The following is a 15,693-nucleotide window of genomic DNA, read 5'->3' on the forward strand; positions in this document are numbered from 1 at the left end:
CCATCACCTGGGGCCGGCCGCCGACGACGCCGCCGCCGCCGACGACGCCGCCGCCGACCACCCCGCCCCCGGCCGGTGGTGGCTGTGCGGCGACGGTGTCGGTCAACCAGTGGACGGGCGGTTTCGTCGCCACGGTGCGGGTGAGCGCGGGCACCGCGCCGGTCAACGGTTGGACGGTCACCATGACTCTGCCGTCGGGCGCCAGCATCACCAGCGTCTGGAGCGCCAACCGGAGCGGCAGCACCGGGACCGTTCAGTTCACCAATGTCGCCTACAACGGCGCCATCGCAGCGGGGCAGTCGACCGAGTTCGGTTACCAGGGCAGCGGGACCGGTGCGGGGATGACTCCCACCTGTTCCGCGGGATGACCGCAGGCCCGGTGCGGAGGGTCATCGCCTCCGCGCCGGGTCGCGCGGCTCCGAGCCGGAGCCCGAGCGTCAGAGCCAGACCACGAGCCCGGTCAGGTCGTTGAGGACGGCGGCCACGCCCGCCCGGATGGCAGCGGCGCAACGGTCCGCGGTGAACGAGTTCGGGTCGTACGTCGAGGACATTCCGAGCCCCTCGCCCCGGAACGACGCGCCGTCCCAGTCGACAGCCGTGACGTTGTGGGTGGGCTCGGCGAGTTCCGCACCGATCACGAGGAACTTCTCGTCCAGGTGGTTCGGGGTGACAAGCGCGAGCCCGTCGATGAGGTCGTTGCCCGCGCTGACGATGAGGTCCGGGCCCATCTCCATCGCCGTGGCGATGCTGGCAACGGTGTCGTGCGCATTGCCGACGACTGTGGTCCTCAAGTCGACGTGCTCGTCGTCGGCCCACTCCTTCACCGCCGTCACGAGGGCCTTGGTCGGGTCGTCCGTACCGCTGGTCAACAGGACGACCCGGTAGTCCCTCGGCGGGTGGACGTCGGCCCACGAGCCGGGCCGCGGGGTGATGGTCGCCTCCGGCGCGGGCTTCGTGGAGGGGTCGACGAACCCCGGGCCGAGAGTGCCGATGGCGCTGGGCGCCGGACGTGGCTCGGACCAGTCGTCGCTGGAGTTGCAGGCGGTGACCAGCGCGGCGGTCGCGGCCAGCATGGCAACGGCCCGAAGCGGGGGGCGCAAGGTGATCGTCCTCCGGGTGGTGGCGGAAAGTGCGCGTACTTCCTCGTATTCCTATCTCAATTCCGGTCACCGGTAATCGGTGGGCGGTCGTTCGGGGAAGTTGTTCTCCGGCGGTTTATCGGTGTGCGGGTTGGTGTTCACCCACGCCCTGCAACGTGCACTGGCCAACCGAGGGAGTCGAATGTCAGGCCGCATCCGCCGTACCGTTATCGTCGCCGCTGTCGGTTTCGCCGCAGCGGTGGTTCCGTTTCTGGGCGCCGAACCGGCGTCCGCGCACGGTTTCTCGTCGACTGTGTACGCGAAAATTGCAGCAGGAGATGAGGGTCACATTCGGACCGGGGTGGAGCTCGAATACGACCTCCTCGTCGTGTCCGCCGCGGATGCCGGCGACGACGACCCGTTCTTCCAAGCGGGAACCGCCGCGTTCGAGGCGGGCGACACCGCCGCCCAGGCCGCCGCACTGAAGGGTCACGCGTCGGCGGTTCTCGGCTACGTCTCCGACCGGTTCTCGGTGAGTTCCCTGGGTGCGGCCTGCCGGCCGACCCAGGTGGGTGACGCGACGATCGGCGAGCGCGAGGGCGTGCCGTACGCGGACCTGCTGCTCGACTGGACTTGCCCGGAGCCTGTCGACGAGCACGTGGTGCGCAGCGGCCTCTTCCCTGATGGCGAGGGCTACGTCAAGGGCACGAAGACGATCGTCACCTACGAGATCGACGGCCGTTCGGGCAGTGCGGCGCTCGACGCCGCCAACCCGTCCTTCTCGACAGCGCAGGCCTGGTACGAGCGGTTCGGCGAGTTCTTCCTCCTGGGCGCCGAGCATCTGCTGACCGGGATCGACCACATCCTGTTCCTGCTGGCGCTCATCGCCGGGTCCCGGCGGCTTCGGGAGATCGTGCTCGCGGCCACCAGCTTCACACTGGCGCACTCGGTGACGTTCATGCTCGCCGCGCTCGGCCTGGTCGAGGTGCCGGGGGTGATCGTGGAGCCGATCATCGCGTTGTCGATCGCCGTCGTCGCCGGTTGGCACCTGTGGGGGATCTGGCGGCGTGGTGAGCACGCGGCCGACCTGGAGACGGCCGGGCGCGGCCACTTCAGCCTGGATCGGGCCGGTTGGATCCGCCTCGGCGTGGTGTTCTGCTTCGGCCTCGTGCACGGCCTTGGCTTCGCGGGCGCGCTGGGTATCGACGAGGCGTGGTCGTGGACCCTGCTGTGGTCGCTGCTGGTGTTCAACGTCGGCATCGAGGTCGTTCAGTTGACGATTATCGCTGTCGTCTTCCCGCTGCTGTTCGTGCTGCGCCGTCGTGCGCCGAAAGCCGGCCTCTGGGCGACCGGAGCTGTTTCCGCAGCCGTGTCCATTATGGGGTTGATCTGGTTTGTGCAGCGCGTTTCTGGATCATGAGTAGGGCTAAGTAGTTCGCGAAGTGCAGTCTTTCGCAAGATCACGTTCATGGTCGGTTCATCGAGCGGCGAAAGCGTGGAATTGCTTCCCCAGCGTCGGGTGAAGGCACAATCCATTTCTCTATTTGAAAAGGGAACAATGTCGATGACATTGAGCACCTCGACACGGGCCTCCGCGCTCGTGCGGCGGCGCCTGGTCGCCGGGGTCGCAGCCGGGTTCCTCGGTCTGGGCGCGGCCCTCGGCAGTGGCCTGATGGCCACCGCGAGCGCGGCCGAGTCCACCACGATCACCGGTGTGGTCCTCGGCGTCGGCGCCAACGAGACCCAGCGCATCGTGAGCTGGTACTCCTCCGCCGACACCGCGCAGAAGATCCAGCTCGCCCCGACCGCCGAGATCGTCAACGGCGAGTTCCCGGCCGGCGCGGTCAGCTTCGACGCCGTCGGTGCGGCGAACACCTCCACCGCCGGCTTCAACCGGCACGCCACGATCAGCAACCTGCGGGAGAAGACGGCGTACTCGTACCGGGTCGGCGCCGAGGGCAGCTGGTCCCCGGCGTACGCCTTCAAGACCCAGGACTTCGAGGGCGACTACGACTTCCTGTTCTTCGGCGACCCGCAGATCGGCTCCTCCGGTGACCGGCTGAAGGACCAGGCCGGCTGGGAGGACACCCTGAAGGTCGCCACCGCGGCCAACCCGAACGCCGAGCTGCTGGTCTCTGCCGGCGACCACGTCGAGAGCGCCAACGACGAGGGGCAGTGGACCTCGTTCCTGGCCCCCGACCAGCTGCGTCAGATCCCCCTCGTCGCCACCATCGGCAACCACGACGTCGGCGGCAAGTCGTACGAGCAGCACCACTTCACCCCGAACACCGACCGCTCGGCCCAGTACTACAACGGGGACCAGGCGACCCGGTCCGGCGGCGACTACTGGTTCATCCACAAGGATGTGCTGTTCATCGACCTGAACAGCAACAGCTACGTCAACCCGGCGGACGGCTCCGCCGGCGGCGACGCGGCGCACGTCGCGTACGTCACCGACGTCATCAACAAGCACGGCTCCGAGGCCAAGTGGAAGGTGCTGGTCTACCACCACTCCATCTACTCGCCGGCCAGCCACGCGACCGACACCGACAACAAGCAGCGGCGGGAGGACTTCACCACCGCGTTCTCCAACCTCGGTGTCGACATGGTCCTGCAGGGCCACGACCACAGCTACACCCGCAGCTACTCCATCAAGAACGGCCAGAAGGAGAACCCGGCGGAGAAGCCGGGCGCTGCCGACGTGTTCCCCGGCCCGGGTGGCGTCATCTACGTGACTGCCAACTCGGCCTCCGGCTCGAAGTACTACGACATCAAGAAGCCTGACAACACCGGCACCGGCATCCGTGGCAACGGCCCGGACCCGCTGGACGCGAACAAGTACTGGTACAACTCCGTGCAGAACCAGGAGCACGTGCGCAGCTACGTCAAGGTGCAGGTTCGCGGCGACAAGCTGGTTCTCGCGAACGTTCGCAGCGGCACCTGCGCGGCGCCGAACGCGGCCGTCGAGAAGGGCCTCTCCTGCGTCAACACCCCGGACGGTCAGCCGGTCGGCTCGATCGTCGACAACGTGACGGTGCACCCGTTCCACGGTGACGGCCAGGCCATCCAGGTCAACGTGCCGAACCCGGCTCCGGGCGAGTTCGGCTGGACGATCGACGGCTACAACGGTCTGGTCGACCTGGGTACCGCGCAGGAGCGCAACGGCACCTACTTCCAGGCCAACGGCAAGATCAACCCGATCCTCGTGTCGGACAGCCGCCGGTCGCTCGCCCCGTGGTCGATCTCGGCCAACGTCGGCGACTTCTCCGACGCCGACAAGAAGTTCGCCGGCTCCTACCTCGGCTGGAGCCCGTACGTGCTCGACGCCGGCGCGGGCGCCGAGGCCGGTGCCGCGGTCCTGTCGTCGCTCGACGACCAGGGCAAGGGCCTCTCGGTCTCCAGCGCGCTCGCCGCGGCCGCGCAGGGTCACCCGCGTGGCGGCGCCAAGCTCGGCGCTGACCTGGATCTGAAGATCCCGGACAGCATCGCGAAGGGCAGCTACCGCACCACCCTCACGATCACTGCCTTGAGCAGCTGACCGGACCGTTCCATTCGGCGGGGTAGGCACCTTCGGGGCCTACCCCGCCACCGGTTCACCCACCACCAAGATCACCACAAGGACTCGAGATGCAACCGTCCGTCACTCGCTGGAAGACCACGACCGCCGCACGCCTCCGTACGACAGCACTGTCCCTGCTCGCCGTCGTCGCGGCCGTCGGTGTCGGTGCCGGTCCCGCCCTGGCGGCGGACGGCAACGTCGCCTGGACGGTCCGGACGGCCTCCAACGGCTACGGCGAGGCCCGGTCCAGCTACAGCTATAACGTCAACCCGGGCGGTGCCGTCGAGGACGCCATGGTCGTGGCCAACCGCGGCCCGGCGCCGCTGACCCTCTCCGTGTACGCGGCCGACGGCTTCACCACCGACGCCGGCCAGCTCGACCTGCTCACCAAGGACAAGAAGTCGATCGCGATCGGCGCCTGGGTGAAGCCGAACGCCGGCAGCGTCGTGATCCAGCCCGGAAAGACCGCCCAGGTCCCCTTCACTGTCAGCGTTCCGGAGAACGCCACGCCCGGGGACTACGTGGGTGGCATCCTCACCACGCTGACCCAGGCCGACCAGGCTGAGGGGATCAACGTCGACCGGCGCCTCGGCATCCGGATCACGTTGCGGGTGGGCGGCGAGCTGAAGCCGAACCTCGCGATCGAGAACCTCGACGTCACGTACGCCGGGCCGACCAACCCGTTCAGCAAGGGTGACGCCACCATCACCTACAAGGTCCACAACGTCGGCAACGCGGCTCTGTCCGGTAAGCAGGCGGTGACCGTCTCCGGTCCGTTCGGCCTGCTGCGGGTGCGGGCCGAGGATGTCGCCGCGCCGCCGGAGCTGCTTCCGGGTGAGAGCTGGGACGTCACGGTGCCCGTACACGGGGTGGCTCCCGCCATCTCGCTGGCCGCGACCGCGACACTGACGCCCCTGCTCACCGACGCCTCGGGCTCCACCACCTCGCTCAAGCCGGTCCAGGTCACCGCGCACGGCTGGGCCCTGCCCTGGATGCTGGTGCTGGTGCTCGTCGTGCTGATCGCCGTGCTCGTCGGGGCGTACCTGTACCGACGCCGCAACCGGGCGCAGAGTAAGGCGCGCGAGGACGCCCGCGTACGCGACGCCGTCGAGCAGGCGCTTCGTGGCCCGGAGCCGCAGACCTCCTGATCGCGGCTCCGGTCACCTCGGCCGGCTTCGGCCGGCGGCGGCTCTCGCCCGCTGGGTCAGGCCGATCGCGAACGCGATCACGGCGATCACCAGCACCGCCGCCGGCACGGATGCCCAGGTCGGGGCCGTACGCAGCACCAGAGTGCCGAGCAAGGCGCCGACCACCAGCCCCGCCAGCCGGCCGACACCACCCACGTCGGCGAACCGGTGCGGGTCGACGACGCGACGCCGGACCAACTCGGTCAGCGAGCCGGTCAGGTAGGTGGTCGACGCACCTCGTACGCCGGCGGCCACGGTGATCACGCTCTGGATGCCGCTCGACACGGCCGCCATCGCCAGCAGCACGAGCCCGAAGCCGTACCCGGGACGTGCCGAGCAGGCGAACCAGCCCGCAGTGAAGCCGAGCAGCAGCACCGCCTCGGCCGACGTCACCACAGCGGTACGCCGGTTCCAACCCGGCGGGGTGTGGCGCAACGGCACAGTGGCAGCGGCCACGCCCACCGCGTACCCGCCAACCGCCACCACCGCCCCCGCGAACGAGCGGGTGTCGGAGGTGGCGAGCGCGTGGCCGAAGTGCACCAGGTTGCCGGTGATCACGCTGGCGAAGTAGCCGTTGAGCTTGGTCAGACAGATCACGTCGAGGAAGCCGGAGGCAGTGGCCAGCGCCACCAGGAGCCAGGCCGTGGCCCGCGTCGACGGAGCGTGCACGATGCCCTTCCTGTTGGTCCCGCGGCCAGCGCGACGCGCCCGGTCCTCCACGTCGAACGTGCTCGCGCTCGCGCCCGACGCGGTACGCGGACATTCCCGTGCCCGCCCGGGCTATGCCCGGCCAGGGACACCGAGCGCGGGCGTTCGTCCTTGTGGGTGAACGACGCTCAGCTCCGGACCACGCCCGTTCCCGAGCCGGCATGCTGCGACGGTGACGCCGGCACGGAGAGGGAATCCACATGGTTGACGGGGATGTGCCAGAGCGGATGCAGGCCGCGGCCTTCGACGAGTTCGGCGGGCCGGAGGTGATCACCCTGCGGAAGCTGCCGATCCCGCAGGTCGCCGACGACGAAGTGCTGATCAAGGTCTTGAGCGCCGGTGTCGGGGTGTGGGACGCGTACGAGCGCGAGGGTGTGCTGGTGCCGGAGGGCTCGGCGCTCCCGATAGTGCCCGGCTCCGACGGTGCCGGAACCGTCATCGCGGCCGGCAGCAAGGTGTCCGGCCTGGCTGTGGGTGACCTGGTCTACGTCTCCGCCACCAGTCGGCCGAAGGGCGGCTTCTACGCCGAGTACGCGTCGGTCAAGGCGGAGTACGTGGCGAAGGTGCCCGACGGTGTGCCCGCCGAGCACGCCGGTGCCATGCCCACCGACGCGCTGACCGCGCTGGCCGGGCTCGACGCGATCAGCCTGTCGGCCGGCGCCTGGTTGCTGATCTTCGGTGCGAGCGGCGGTCAGGGCCACCTGGCCGTGCAGTTGGCGAAGCGGCAGGGGCTGAACGTGATCGCCGTGGCGTCCGGGGCGGACGGCGTCGCGCTGGTGACCCGGCTCGGCGCCGACGTGTCCCTCGATGGCCACGGCGACATGACCGACGTGCTGGCCCGGATCCGGGACGCGGCGCCGGGCGGGGTGAACGCCATCCTGGCGATGGCCGGCGGCGCGACGCTGGACCGGCTCACCGAGGCGCTGGCCGACGGCGGGGTTGTCGCGTTCGCTCACGGGGTGCAGCCGGAGCCACAGGAACGGCCCGGCGTCATGGTCCGCGCGTACGACGGCGAATCGAGCCCTCGACAGTTGCGGCGCCTCAACGAACTCATCGCCGCCGGGCCGTTCGTGGTGCACATCGCGGAGAAGTTCCCGCTGGGAAAGGTGCGGGACGCGCACCAACGCCTACAGACGTCCTACTCCGGCAAGCTCCTGCTGACGGTCGCCTGAGACGTCAGGGCGTGCGCTGTTGCGGCACGCGTACCGACGCCATGCCGGCCGCCGTCGCGGCCTGGATGCCAAGGTCGGTGTCCTCGAAGACCAGGCAGGACTCCGGGGGTACGCCGAGCTGCTCCGCCGCGAGCAGGAACGCCTCCGGGTTCGGCTTGGCCCGGGTGTAGTCGTCGGCGCAGACCAGCACGTCGAACCGGTCCAGCAGGCCGAGCGCGTCCAGGGAGGCGGTGACCGACGCGCGGGTGCTGCCGGAGACGACGGCGAACGGGACCCGCCGGTGCGCGTCGTGGATGTGCGCCAGCACCTCGGGCACGGCGGCGAGCTGCGGCAGCAACTCCTGGTAGTAGCTCTCCCGGCGCTCGACGACGGCCGCCACCGGCATGGCAAGACCCTGCTGCTCGTTCAGCGCGACGATGATGTCGGCGGTGGGCCGCCCACCCCAGGCGTAGAAGAGGTCCTCGGGGAACTCGCAGCCCCACTCCTCAAGGGCCCGCTGCCAGGCCAGGTAGTGCAGCGGCATCGAGTCGACGATGGTGCCGTCGCAGTCGAACAGGTACGCGGCGAACGGCCCGGGAGGCAGAGGCAGACTCACCCGGGAAGGGTACAGCTCACTCGGTCGTGACGGCTCTCAACTGACTGAGCAGGTACGCGCGCTCCGGTTCGGTGCCGACAAGCGTCAACGCGCTGCGGTACGCGGCTGCGGCCTCGTCGTACCGGCCGAGCCGGCGCAGCAGGTCGGCCCGCGCCGCCGGGTAGGGGTGGTAGCCGCGCAGCAGAGGCTCGTCGGCCAACTCGTCGAGCAGCGCGAGCCCGGCCGCCGGCCCGTCCCGCATGGCGACCGCGGCGGCCCGGTTGAGCGCCACGATCGGTGAGGGCACCAGGCCGAGCAGCACGTCGTAGAGGGCCACCACCTGCGGCCAGTCGGTGCTGGCCACGTCGGCGGCCTCGTCGTGCAGCGCGGCGATGGCGGCCTGTACGCCGTACGGGCCGGGCGCTCGGCCGGTGAGCGCGACCACCACCAGGCCCTGCCCCTCCTCGATCATCTGGCGGTCCCAGCGTCCACGGTCCTGGTCGTCGAGAAGGATCATGGCGCCGTCCGGCCCGGTACGCGCGTCCCGTCGGGCGTGGACCAGCAGCATCAGGCCGAGCAGCCCGGCGACCTCCCGCTCGGCCGGCAGCAGCCGACGCAGGATCCGGCCGAGCCGGATGGCCTCCTCGGCCAGGTCGATCCGTTGCAGATGGGGTCCGGAGCTGGCCGCGTACCCCTCGGTGAAGACCGAGTAGACGGCCTGGAGCACGGTGGGCAGACGACCGGGCAGCTCGTCGGGTCCCGGCACCCGGAACGGGATGCGTGCGTCGCGGATCTTCCGTTTGGCGCGGACGAGTCGTTGGGCCATGGTGGCGGGCGGCACCAGGAAGGCCCGCGCGACCTCGGTGGTGGTGAGTCCGGCCAGGAACCGCAGGGTGAGTGCGCCGCGATCCGGCGCGGCCAGCGCCGGGTGCGCACAGGTGAAGAAGAGCGCCAACCGGTCGTCGGGCAGGTCGCGGTCCGCGTCGGCGGGCGGCGCGTGATCAGCCCGCTCGGCTTCCGCCTGCAGTACCGCGAGCCGGGTCGCCAGCACCCGGTCCCGACGCAGCCGGTCCACTGCCCGACGTCGAGCCGTGGTGAGCAGCCAGGCACCCGGCCGGCTCGGGACGCCGTCGGTCGGCCAGTGCGTCAGCGCCGCCTCGATGGCCTCGGAGGTGACCTCCTCGGCCAGGTCGAGGTCACCGAAGCGGCGCACGAGCGAGGCGAGCAGTCGGCCGCGTTCCTCCCGGAACACCGCCTCCACCGACGACCCGATGGCCGCCCCCTCGGCCGGCACTGTCACTCCTGCATGTCGAGCTCGAAGATCGGACGGACCTGGACCGATCCGGTGCCGATGGCCCCGGGGCTGCGGGCCGCCCAGTCCAGCGCGGCGTCGAGGTCCGGCACGTCGATGACGTCGTACCCGCCGAGCAGCTCACGGGTCTCGGCGAACGGCCCGTCGGTGATCGTGCGCTCGCCGTCCGCTTTGACCTGCACCGTGGTGCAGGTGGTCAGGTCCTGCAGGGGGTGCCCGGAGACCCAGACCCCGGCGTCCTTCATCTCTCTGTCGTAGCGGATCCAGTCCTCGAAGCTGCACCCGTTGTCGACGACTTCCCCGTCAACCATGGGGCTCATGAACAGCAGCATGTACTTCACGTTTCGGCTCCTCTCGGTGCGGCGGGTCGCCGTACAGCATGACGACGAACGCGGGCCGGGGATATCGACACGACGCGGCAGGTTTTCGCGACCGAGCTGTCCGACTGTGCTCACGGGAGGCGTCGCTGTGCCGACTCGGGTCGTTCGTCGCGTCGGTCCATCCGTCGTTCGAACCAGGTCACCCCGATCAGGAAGGCGGTCAGCACTGTGAGCGCCACCAGTGGCGGCAGGGATCGGCCGATCGGCAGCAGGGCCAGCGGCAGCAGCGCGGCGACGACCTGCGCCGGGTACACCGCGCCAACTGTCAGCCGGCGGAACACCAACCTGCTGAGCAGGTAGAGGCCGGCGCCGCCGTAGAGCGCGGTGGTGGCCTCCCAGCCCAGCCGGTCGGGGTGTGCCGACTCCTCGGTGAGCTGGGCGATCACCTCCTCGATGCCGAGCGCGACGTAGATGGCGCCGATGATCAGCGTGGAGTGCCCCAGGCCGTACGCGTCGCCGGCCACGCGGGCCCGTCGCTCACCCGGCACGTTGCCGACGGCTTCCCGAGCGGCGGACGCCAGCCGGTCGAAGTAGAGCCACCACAGGCAGACCGTGCAGGTGAGGCCGAGCAGTGCGGCCAGTAGGGCGGAGCCGACCGGTGCCGTCGCCCTCGGGCCCGCGCCAGCAGAGATCAGGGACTCTCCCAGCGCGATGATGAGCACCAGGCCGAACCGCTCGCTGAAGTGGTCCACGCTGCGCAGTTGCCACGGCCGAAAGGTGGACGCGATCCGGGCGCCGCCGATGTTCAGCAAGAAGGCCACCGTCCAGAGCGCCGTCTGGGCCGCACCGCCGAGCAGGGCACCGATGATGAGCGGGACCCAGCCCAGCACCACCGGCACTGTGAAGAACCGCAGCGTCGACCGCAGTGGGGGGTTCGTCGCGCTCGCCCAGTAGAGGATCACGAGCTGCACGGCCCGGCCGACCACGTAGGCCAGGGCGAGGGTCAGCGGCGCGTCGAACAGCTCCGGGCTCTGTTTCCAGGCGTCCGGCAACACCAACGCGGCCACGAAGATCGCCGCCATCGCGACAAGGGTGACAGCGCGGACCGGGCCGACGTCCGGCCGGACCAGGTTTCCCACCCAGATGTACGGCGACCAGGAGTACAACAGCAGGAGCAGCAGGAGAAGCCCCTGGGCCAGGGTGAGCGCGCTCGGCGACCCCGCCATGAACGTGATGACCCGGGTGAGCGCGAAGACGAAGACCAGGTCGAAGAAGATCTCGAACATCGTGGTCCGGTGCGTCAGCCCCGCCGGCACCGGACGAACGTCGAGAATCCTCCTCACCCTCGCATTCTGCGCCATAAGGGTCGACGGTTCATCCGGTCTACTCGCCCGGCGTCGCTCCGAAGAGCAGGAAGAACCGCTCAGCCGCCGCCTTGTCGCCCTGCACGTCGATGTCGCCCACCGAAACCGCCGATCGCAGCGGCGTGCCGCCGAACATCAGGTCCCGCAGTGCTCTGACAGTGCCTGTGACAGTGACGTCGACGGGGCCCGACCGACCGCGGGCCACGCGTATCCCACTCGGAGAGACCGCCACCTCGAAGGCGTCGGTGCCCACCTGCAACCGGAGTCGGGCGGTCACCGGCTCGCCGGCCGGTGGCCGATAGAGGGCCTTGAGCAACAGCATGAACGCGTCGGTGCTCATCTCGACGTCCGGCTCCGCGGGCAGGCCGGCCCCCCACCGCGACAACTCGATCAGTGTCGGCTCCAGTTGCTGGCCGCGCTCGGTCAGCTCGTACGCGTGCACGCTTGCCGGCGGCCCGAGCTGCACCCGCCGGACGATGCCGGACTGCTCCAGCTCCCGCAGTCGCTGGCTGAGCACGTTTTGGCTGGCCTTCGGCAGGCCGGCCCGCAGATCGCCGAAACGCTTCGGGCCGAACACCAACTCTCGAACAATCAACAGAGCCCAGCGCTCGCCGACGATGTCCATCGTGCGCGCCGCCCCGCAGGCGTCCTGGTAAGTCCGCTGAGTCACACGGCCATCGTAGTCGGCGTCCACCGAACGGTGCTAACGTCGAACCATCTAGTCCTAACTTAGGAGTAAGCGATGGATGCACTGCTTGCCAAGGTCATCGAGCGCCACGGCGGCCTCGATCGCTGGAACACCGCATCGACCCTCACCACCCGGCTCACCTACGGCGGCCCGTTCTGGGCGTTCAAGGGCCGTCCCGACTTCGACAGCACCGAACTTGTCGAGGCCGATCTGCACCGGGAACGGATCCGCCACGTCCAGGAGGGCACCGGCCAGGTCACCGAGTACGACGGCGACACCGACCGGGTCACCGTCACCGCAGCGGACGGCAGCCTGATCGACGAGTTGACGAATCCTCGGGCCAGCTTTGCCGGCTACACCGGGGAGAGCCAGTGGACGCTCGCCCAGGCGGCCTACTTCCGTGGCTACGCCACCTGGCACTACCTCGTCGAGCCGTTCCTGTTCACCTGGCCGGGTATCGAGGCGCACGAGATCGAGCCGTGGACGGAGGACGGCGAGTCGTGGCGCGTGCTGCGCGTCACGTACCCCGAGAGCGTGCACACCCACAGCGACACCCAGCTGTACTACTTCGACGACAACGGGCTGCTGCGGCGCATGGACTACCAGCCGGTGGTCAACGGCTCCTCCCGGGTCGCGCACTACGTCAGCGGATCAACCGAGGTCGACGGGCTGGTCGTGCCGACGCGACGCCGAATCCACATCCGCCAGGAGGACCGCACCCCGGACCTCTCCTGGACGCCGATCACTCTGGACCTGGCTGACGTCCGGATCCGCTGAGACCCCGATGGTGTCGCAGCGGACCCGGCGCCACATCGCCGACCGGACGCCCCGGCCTCAGGTCGAGGCGTCCGTCCGGCGCCGGCTCCGCTCAGCTCGCCGCCGCACCTGCTGGTACGCGCTGGTCAGCCCCATCGCCCGGCGTACCTCGAGCACCGTCTGGCGTACCTCCTGGCGGGTTCGTTCCGTACCCTCGACGATCAGTCGGTCGACCAGGCCACGGTCGGCTTCGATCTCGGCCCGGCGCTGCCGGATCGGCGCCAGGAACCCGTCCAGCGCGGCGATCAGCCGTTCCTTGACCTCCACGTCACCCACCCGCCCGGCCCGGTACCGCCGGGCCAGGTCGGTCACCTCGTCGCGGTCCGGATTGAAGACCTCGTGGTACGCGAACACCGGGTTGCCTTCCACGGTGCCCGGCACGTCGGCCCGCACCCGGTTCGGGTCGGTGTACATGCCGAGCACCTTGCGACGCACCGTCGCCGGGTCGTCGGAGAGCGCTATCGCGTTGCCCCGGCTCTTGCTCATCTTGGCCGCGCCGTCGGTCCCCACCAGGCTCGGTGTGTCAGCCGGGATCAACTCGGGCACCGGGAAGACCGGGCCGTACAGGTGGTTGAACCGCCGGGCTATCTCCCTGGTCACCTCGACGTGTGCGGCGTTGTCCCGGCCGACCGGAACCACCTCACCCTTCACGCAGAGGATGTCCGCGGCCTGGAGCACCGGGTAACCCAGCAGCCCGTACGGCATCTCCTCCTTGCCGGCGTCGCGGGCCATGTCCTTGAGCGAGGGCACCCGCTCCAGCCGGGGGACGGTCACCAGGTTCTGGAGGAGGGTGTTGAGGTCGCCGACCTCGGGGATGGCCGACTGGAGATAGAACGTGGCCCGGTCCGGGTCGACGCCGGCGGCGAGGATGTCGGTCACCATCTCGCGGGCGTTGCCGGCAACCTGGTCGATGTCCTCCCGACGGTTGCGGGTGGTGAGCATGTGCAGGTCGGCGATGATGAAGAAGCTCTCGTAGCGTCGGTGCAGCCGTACCCGGTTGGCGATGCTACCGACGTAGTGGCCGAGGTGCAGGCGGCCGGTGGGCCGGTCGCCGGTGAGCATTCGTGCGACGGACATGGTGGTGCCTCTCGTTCCGTTGGTGGGTCACGCGTGGGCGCGCGCCGAGCAGGGCTGGCTCAGCCCTGCTCGGTCAGCGGGATCGACTCAGCGAGTCGCCCGCCATCGCGCGCCGGCGCGAAACCGCAGACCACCGGCACGGAGGACGTTCAGAAGTTGCTCACGGCCATCGCCGAAACTGGTCGGGATCTCGGGCACGGCACCGGGGAAGCGGCCGTCGACCAGCTCGACCGCCTCGGATGCGCAGTTGCCCGTCCGGACCACGGCCTCAGATTACCCGCGGGATGGCGCCGGGAGGGGGGAGGTAGCTGTCGGCGTAGTAGGCGCCGACGCGTTCGCGATACTCCTGGTCGGCCGAAACCGGATCGAACGGTGGCGCGTCCTTGATCTGCTGGCGGGTCCGGTCGACGTGCACGACGCGTTCCTGGTGATCCACCCGGTCGACCGTCCCGGCCGGCAGCAACACCTTCTGGCCGAAGATCCACGGCCCGGTGTCCACCACCAGGTGCCCGGCGTCCGCCTCGTCGCTCGCCTCGTCGATGGTGCCGATCCGCCCGTCGCTCGCCTGCACCTGATAACCCACCAGGTCGACGGGAGTACCCGGGCCGGGGGCGTCCGGGCCGTCGTGCCCACCCTCCTGACCCTCCGGAGGGGTGACCGAGGGGGTGGTCTGCGTGTACCCGCCGGCCAAGGCGGACGGATCACGCCAGGCCCAGGGGTTGAAGATCGAGGGTTGCACGGGGCACCTCCAAGGGACGGTCCTCAGCTGTCCCCCTTCGCAGTGCCCATCCCGCTGCCGCCGGAAACGGCCTGCGCTCTACCCGGAGGCGCTCCTGCCGAGGTGTGGGGCGGTCCGCCCGGCGTTCGTGCCGCCGCGGGTTCCGCGGTGCCGATGGTCGGCGCGGGCCCGGTGACCAGGTGCGCTGGCATACTCGGCTGCCATGGTGCTGTCGCGAGGGTGGAGTCTCTTCCTGGTCGGAGTCGGCGTCTGGACCTGGGTGATCTGGCCGAGGTTCGCGGTGGCCATCTGGCAGGACCCGCGGTCCTGGGCGTCCGGCACGGTGGCCGACGGCGCAGCCACCAGCTTCCTGTGGGTGCACGCTCTCCTGATCGCCGCGTCCCTGGCAATCGGCACCACCGCCGGCGTTCTCGGCGTCCGGGGCTGGCTCGCCGCCCGGCGGCGGCAGCCGTCCTGATCGCCGCCGCTTCTGCGGGCCAGGCCGGCCTGGCGCGATGGTCGCCGAGCGCCCGTTGCCGACGACACGGCTCTGACCTGGGGAAACTGCTCAGACGAGCGAATGTGACGCGCGCCGCTACCCGTGGATTTGACGATCAAACCCGCAGACGCGTAACTTTCTCTCTGCCAGCGCGGAACGGGGCAAACGGGACGAAGGTCCTAGAGCGCCGAAACGGGATGGCAACCGGGTCGAGCAGGGGTTCGCTCCTGCGAGACGCGGTCCGGGCGGGGCTCGCCGGATCGGCCGCGAGGCGGATTTGGTGCGGCGAAGCCGACCGGGTAAGGTTCACGACCGGCAGGGAACCGGGCGAGACTGCGGGAAACCGCAGCGGCCGGTCTGCTGAATCCGACGACCTGACGCAGCGGTTCGCTGCTGCGTGAGTGCGCCGGCGCTGACCCGTACGAAGCATGACAGACCGGGACACACGGTTTGACACGGCGAAGACGGTGAGGTAACGTAGTAAAAGTGCCCGGCGCGAGAGCGGCGGGGACACGGTACGAAAAGCCCCGGTTGGGGTTCCACTGTGGTGGGGCTTCTGGTCGGTGTGTGGTTGTTCTTTGAGAACTCAACAGGGTGCTTGTAAAGCCAGTGCCAATTAT

The 15,693-nt window shown here is 69.8% G+C and carries 16 protein-coding genes; 7 read left to right on the plus strand and 9 right to left on the minus strand.

From position 1 onward, the window contains the following. Positions 1–368: cellulose binding domain-containing protein (locus tag AB0C20_RS29715; protein WP_357569191.1), on the plus strand; the 368-nt coding region annotated here is incomplete at its 5' end. Positions 369–437: 69 nt separating this feature from the next. Here the strand turns inward: AB0C20_RS29715 and AB0C20_RS29720 are convergent. Next, a complete protein-coding gene (locus AB0C20_RS29720) occupies positions 438–1,100 on the minus strand; it encodes a hypothetical protein (RefSeq protein WP_357569192.1) in 663 nt (220 codons plus the stop codon). A 79-nt stretch (positions 1,101–1,179) separates the two neighbouring features. Here AB0C20_RS29720 and AB0C20_RS29725 point away from each other — a divergent pair, with 79 nt between their 5' ends. From AB0C20_RS29725 to AB0C20_RS29735, 3 genes are all read left to right on the plus strand, one after another. Beyond that, a complete protein-coding gene (locus tag AB0C20_RS29725; protein ID WP_357569193.1) occupies positions 1,180–2,499 on the plus strand; it encodes a HupE/UreJ family protein in 1,320 nt (439 codons plus the stop codon). A 144-nt stretch (positions 2,500–2,643) separates the two neighbouring features. Continuing rightward, positions 2,644–4,617 (plus strand): FN3 domain-containing metallophosphoesterase family protein, encoded by a 1,974-nt coding sequence (locus AB0C20_RS29730; protein ID WP_357178315.1) that lies wholly within the window; start codon positions 2,644–2,646, stop codon positions 4,615–4,617. Positions 4,618–4,706: 89 nt separating this feature from the next. Further along, positions 4,707–5,786 carry a DUF916 domain-containing protein gene (locus tag AB0C20_RS29735; RefSeq protein WP_357178313.1) on the plus strand — a complete coding sequence of 360 codons (1,080 nt, stop codon included), beginning with the start codon at positions 4,707–4,709 and terminating at the stop codon, positions 5,784–5,786. 12 nt (positions 5,787–5,798) lie between these two features. Here AB0C20_RS29735 and AB0C20_RS29740 read toward each other — a convergent pair whose 3' ends face one another. Then, entirely contained in the window at positions 5,799–6,494 is a 696-nt protein-coding gene (locus AB0C20_RS29740) for a YoaK family protein (protein WP_357569194.1), read from the minus strand. 239 nt (positions 6,495–6,733) lie between these two features. Here AB0C20_RS29740 and AB0C20_RS29745 point away from each other — a divergent pair, with 239 nt between their 5' ends. After that, positions 6,734–7,705, plus strand: coding sequence for an NADP-dependent oxidoreductase (locus AB0C20_RS29745; RefSeq protein WP_357569195.1), 972 nt, complete (start codon positions 6,734–6,736; stop codon positions 7,703–7,705). 4 nt (positions 7,706–7,709) lie between these two features. Here AB0C20_RS29745 and AB0C20_RS29750 read toward each other — a convergent pair whose 3' ends face one another. The 5 genes from AB0C20_RS29750 to AB0C20_RS29770 all read right to left on the minus strand — a co-directional run bounded on the left by AB0C20_RS29750 (position 7,710) and on the right by AB0C20_RS29770 (position 11,945). Further along, the gene (locus AB0C20_RS29750; protein ID WP_357569196.1) at positions 7,710–8,300 is read right to left on the minus strand and encodes an HAD-IA family hydrolase; all 591 of its coding nucleotides are present in this window, start codon (positions 8,298–8,300) and stop codon (positions 7,710–7,712) included. A 16-nt stretch (positions 8,301–8,316) separates the two neighbouring features. After that, entirely contained in the window at positions 8,317–9,573 is a 1,257-nt protein-coding gene (locus AB0C20_RS29755; protein ID WP_357178303.1) for a sigma-70 family RNA polymerase sigma factor, read from the minus strand. Positions 9,574–9,575: 2 nt separating this feature from the next. Then, entirely contained in the window at positions 9,576–9,923 is a 348-nt protein-coding gene (locus tag AB0C20_RS29760) for a YciI family protein (protein WP_357179455.1), read from the minus strand. 119 nt (positions 9,924–10,042) lie between these two features. Then, entirely contained in the window at positions 10,043–11,254 is a 1,212-nt protein-coding gene (locus tag AB0C20_RS29765; RefSeq protein ID WP_357178300.1) for a low temperature requirement protein A, read from the minus strand. 40 nt (positions 11,255–11,294) lie between these two features. Continuing rightward, entirely contained in the window at positions 11,295–11,945 is a 651-nt protein-coding gene (locus tag AB0C20_RS29770; protein ID WP_357178297.1) for a winged helix-turn-helix transcriptional regulator, read from the minus strand. A gap of 72 nt (positions 11,946–12,017) precedes the next feature. On the opposite strand from AB0C20_RS29770, the gene AB0C20_RS29775 reads away from it, so the two are divergent. Next, a complete protein-coding gene (locus AB0C20_RS29775; RefSeq protein ID WP_357178294.1) occupies positions 12,018–12,740 on the plus strand; it encodes a hypothetical protein in 723 nt (240 codons plus the stop codon). 57 nt (positions 12,741–12,797) lie between these two features. On the opposite strand, the gene trpS is transcribed toward AB0C20_RS29775, so the two are convergent. Both trpS and AB0C20_RS29785 read right to left on the minus strand, forming a co-directional pair. After that, entirely contained in the window at positions 12,798–13,856 is a 1,059-nt protein-coding gene (gene trpS, locus AB0C20_RS29780) for a tryptophan--tRNA ligase (RefSeq protein ID WP_357178291.1), read from the minus strand. Positions 13,857–14,124: 268 nt separating this feature from the next. Beyond that, on the minus strand, positions 14,125–14,595 hold the full coding sequence (locus tag AB0C20_RS29785; RefSeq protein ID WP_357178288.1) for a PRC-barrel domain-containing protein: 471 nt from the start codon (positions 14,593–14,595) through the stop codon (positions 14,125–14,127). A 202-nt stretch (positions 14,596–14,797) separates the two neighbouring features. On the opposite strand from AB0C20_RS29785, the gene AB0C20_RS29790 reads away from it, so the two are divergent. Next, entirely contained in the window at positions 14,798–15,052 is a 255-nt protein-coding gene (locus AB0C20_RS29790; protein WP_357178285.1) for a hypothetical protein, read from the plus strand. Positions 15,053–15,693: the final 641 nt, after the last annotated feature.

This window comes from Micromonospora sp. NPDC048843 (genome assembly GCF_040649965.1).
GTDB lineage: Bacteria > Actinomycetota > Actinomycetes > Mycobacteriales > Micromonosporaceae > Micromonospora > Micromonospora hortensis.

Excerpts from the sequence above, each read along its gene's own strand:
- AB0C20_RS29730 (WP_357178315.1), top strand. The coding sequence starts at position 2,644 with ATGACATTGAGCACCTCGACACGGGCCTCCGCGCTCGTGCGGCGGCGC.
- AB0C20_RS29790 (WP_357178285.1), top strand. The coding sequence starts at position 14,798 with ATGGTGCTGTCGCGAGGGTGGAGTCTCTTCCTGGTCGGAGTCGGCGTC.
- trpS (WP_357178291.1), bottom strand. The coding sequence starts at position 13,856 with ATGTCCGTCGCACGAATGCTCACCGGCGACCGGCCCACCGGCCGCCTG.
- AB0C20_RS29760 (WP_357179455.1), bottom strand. The coding sequence starts at position 9,923 with ATGCTGCTGTTCATGAGCCCCATGGTTGACGGGGAAGTCGTCGACAAC.
- AB0C20_RS29735 (WP_357178313.1), top strand. The coding sequence starts at position 4,707 with ATGCAACCGTCCGTCACTCGCTGGAAGACCACGACCGCCGCACGCCTC.
- AB0C20_RS29745 (WP_357569195.1), top strand. The coding sequence starts at position 6,734 with ATGGTTGACGGGGATGTGCCAGAGCGGATGCAGGCCGCGGCCTTCGAC.
- AB0C20_RS29775 (WP_357178294.1), top strand. The coding sequence starts at position 12,018 with ATGGATGCACTGCTTGCCAAGGTCATCGAGCGCCACGGCGGCCTCGAT.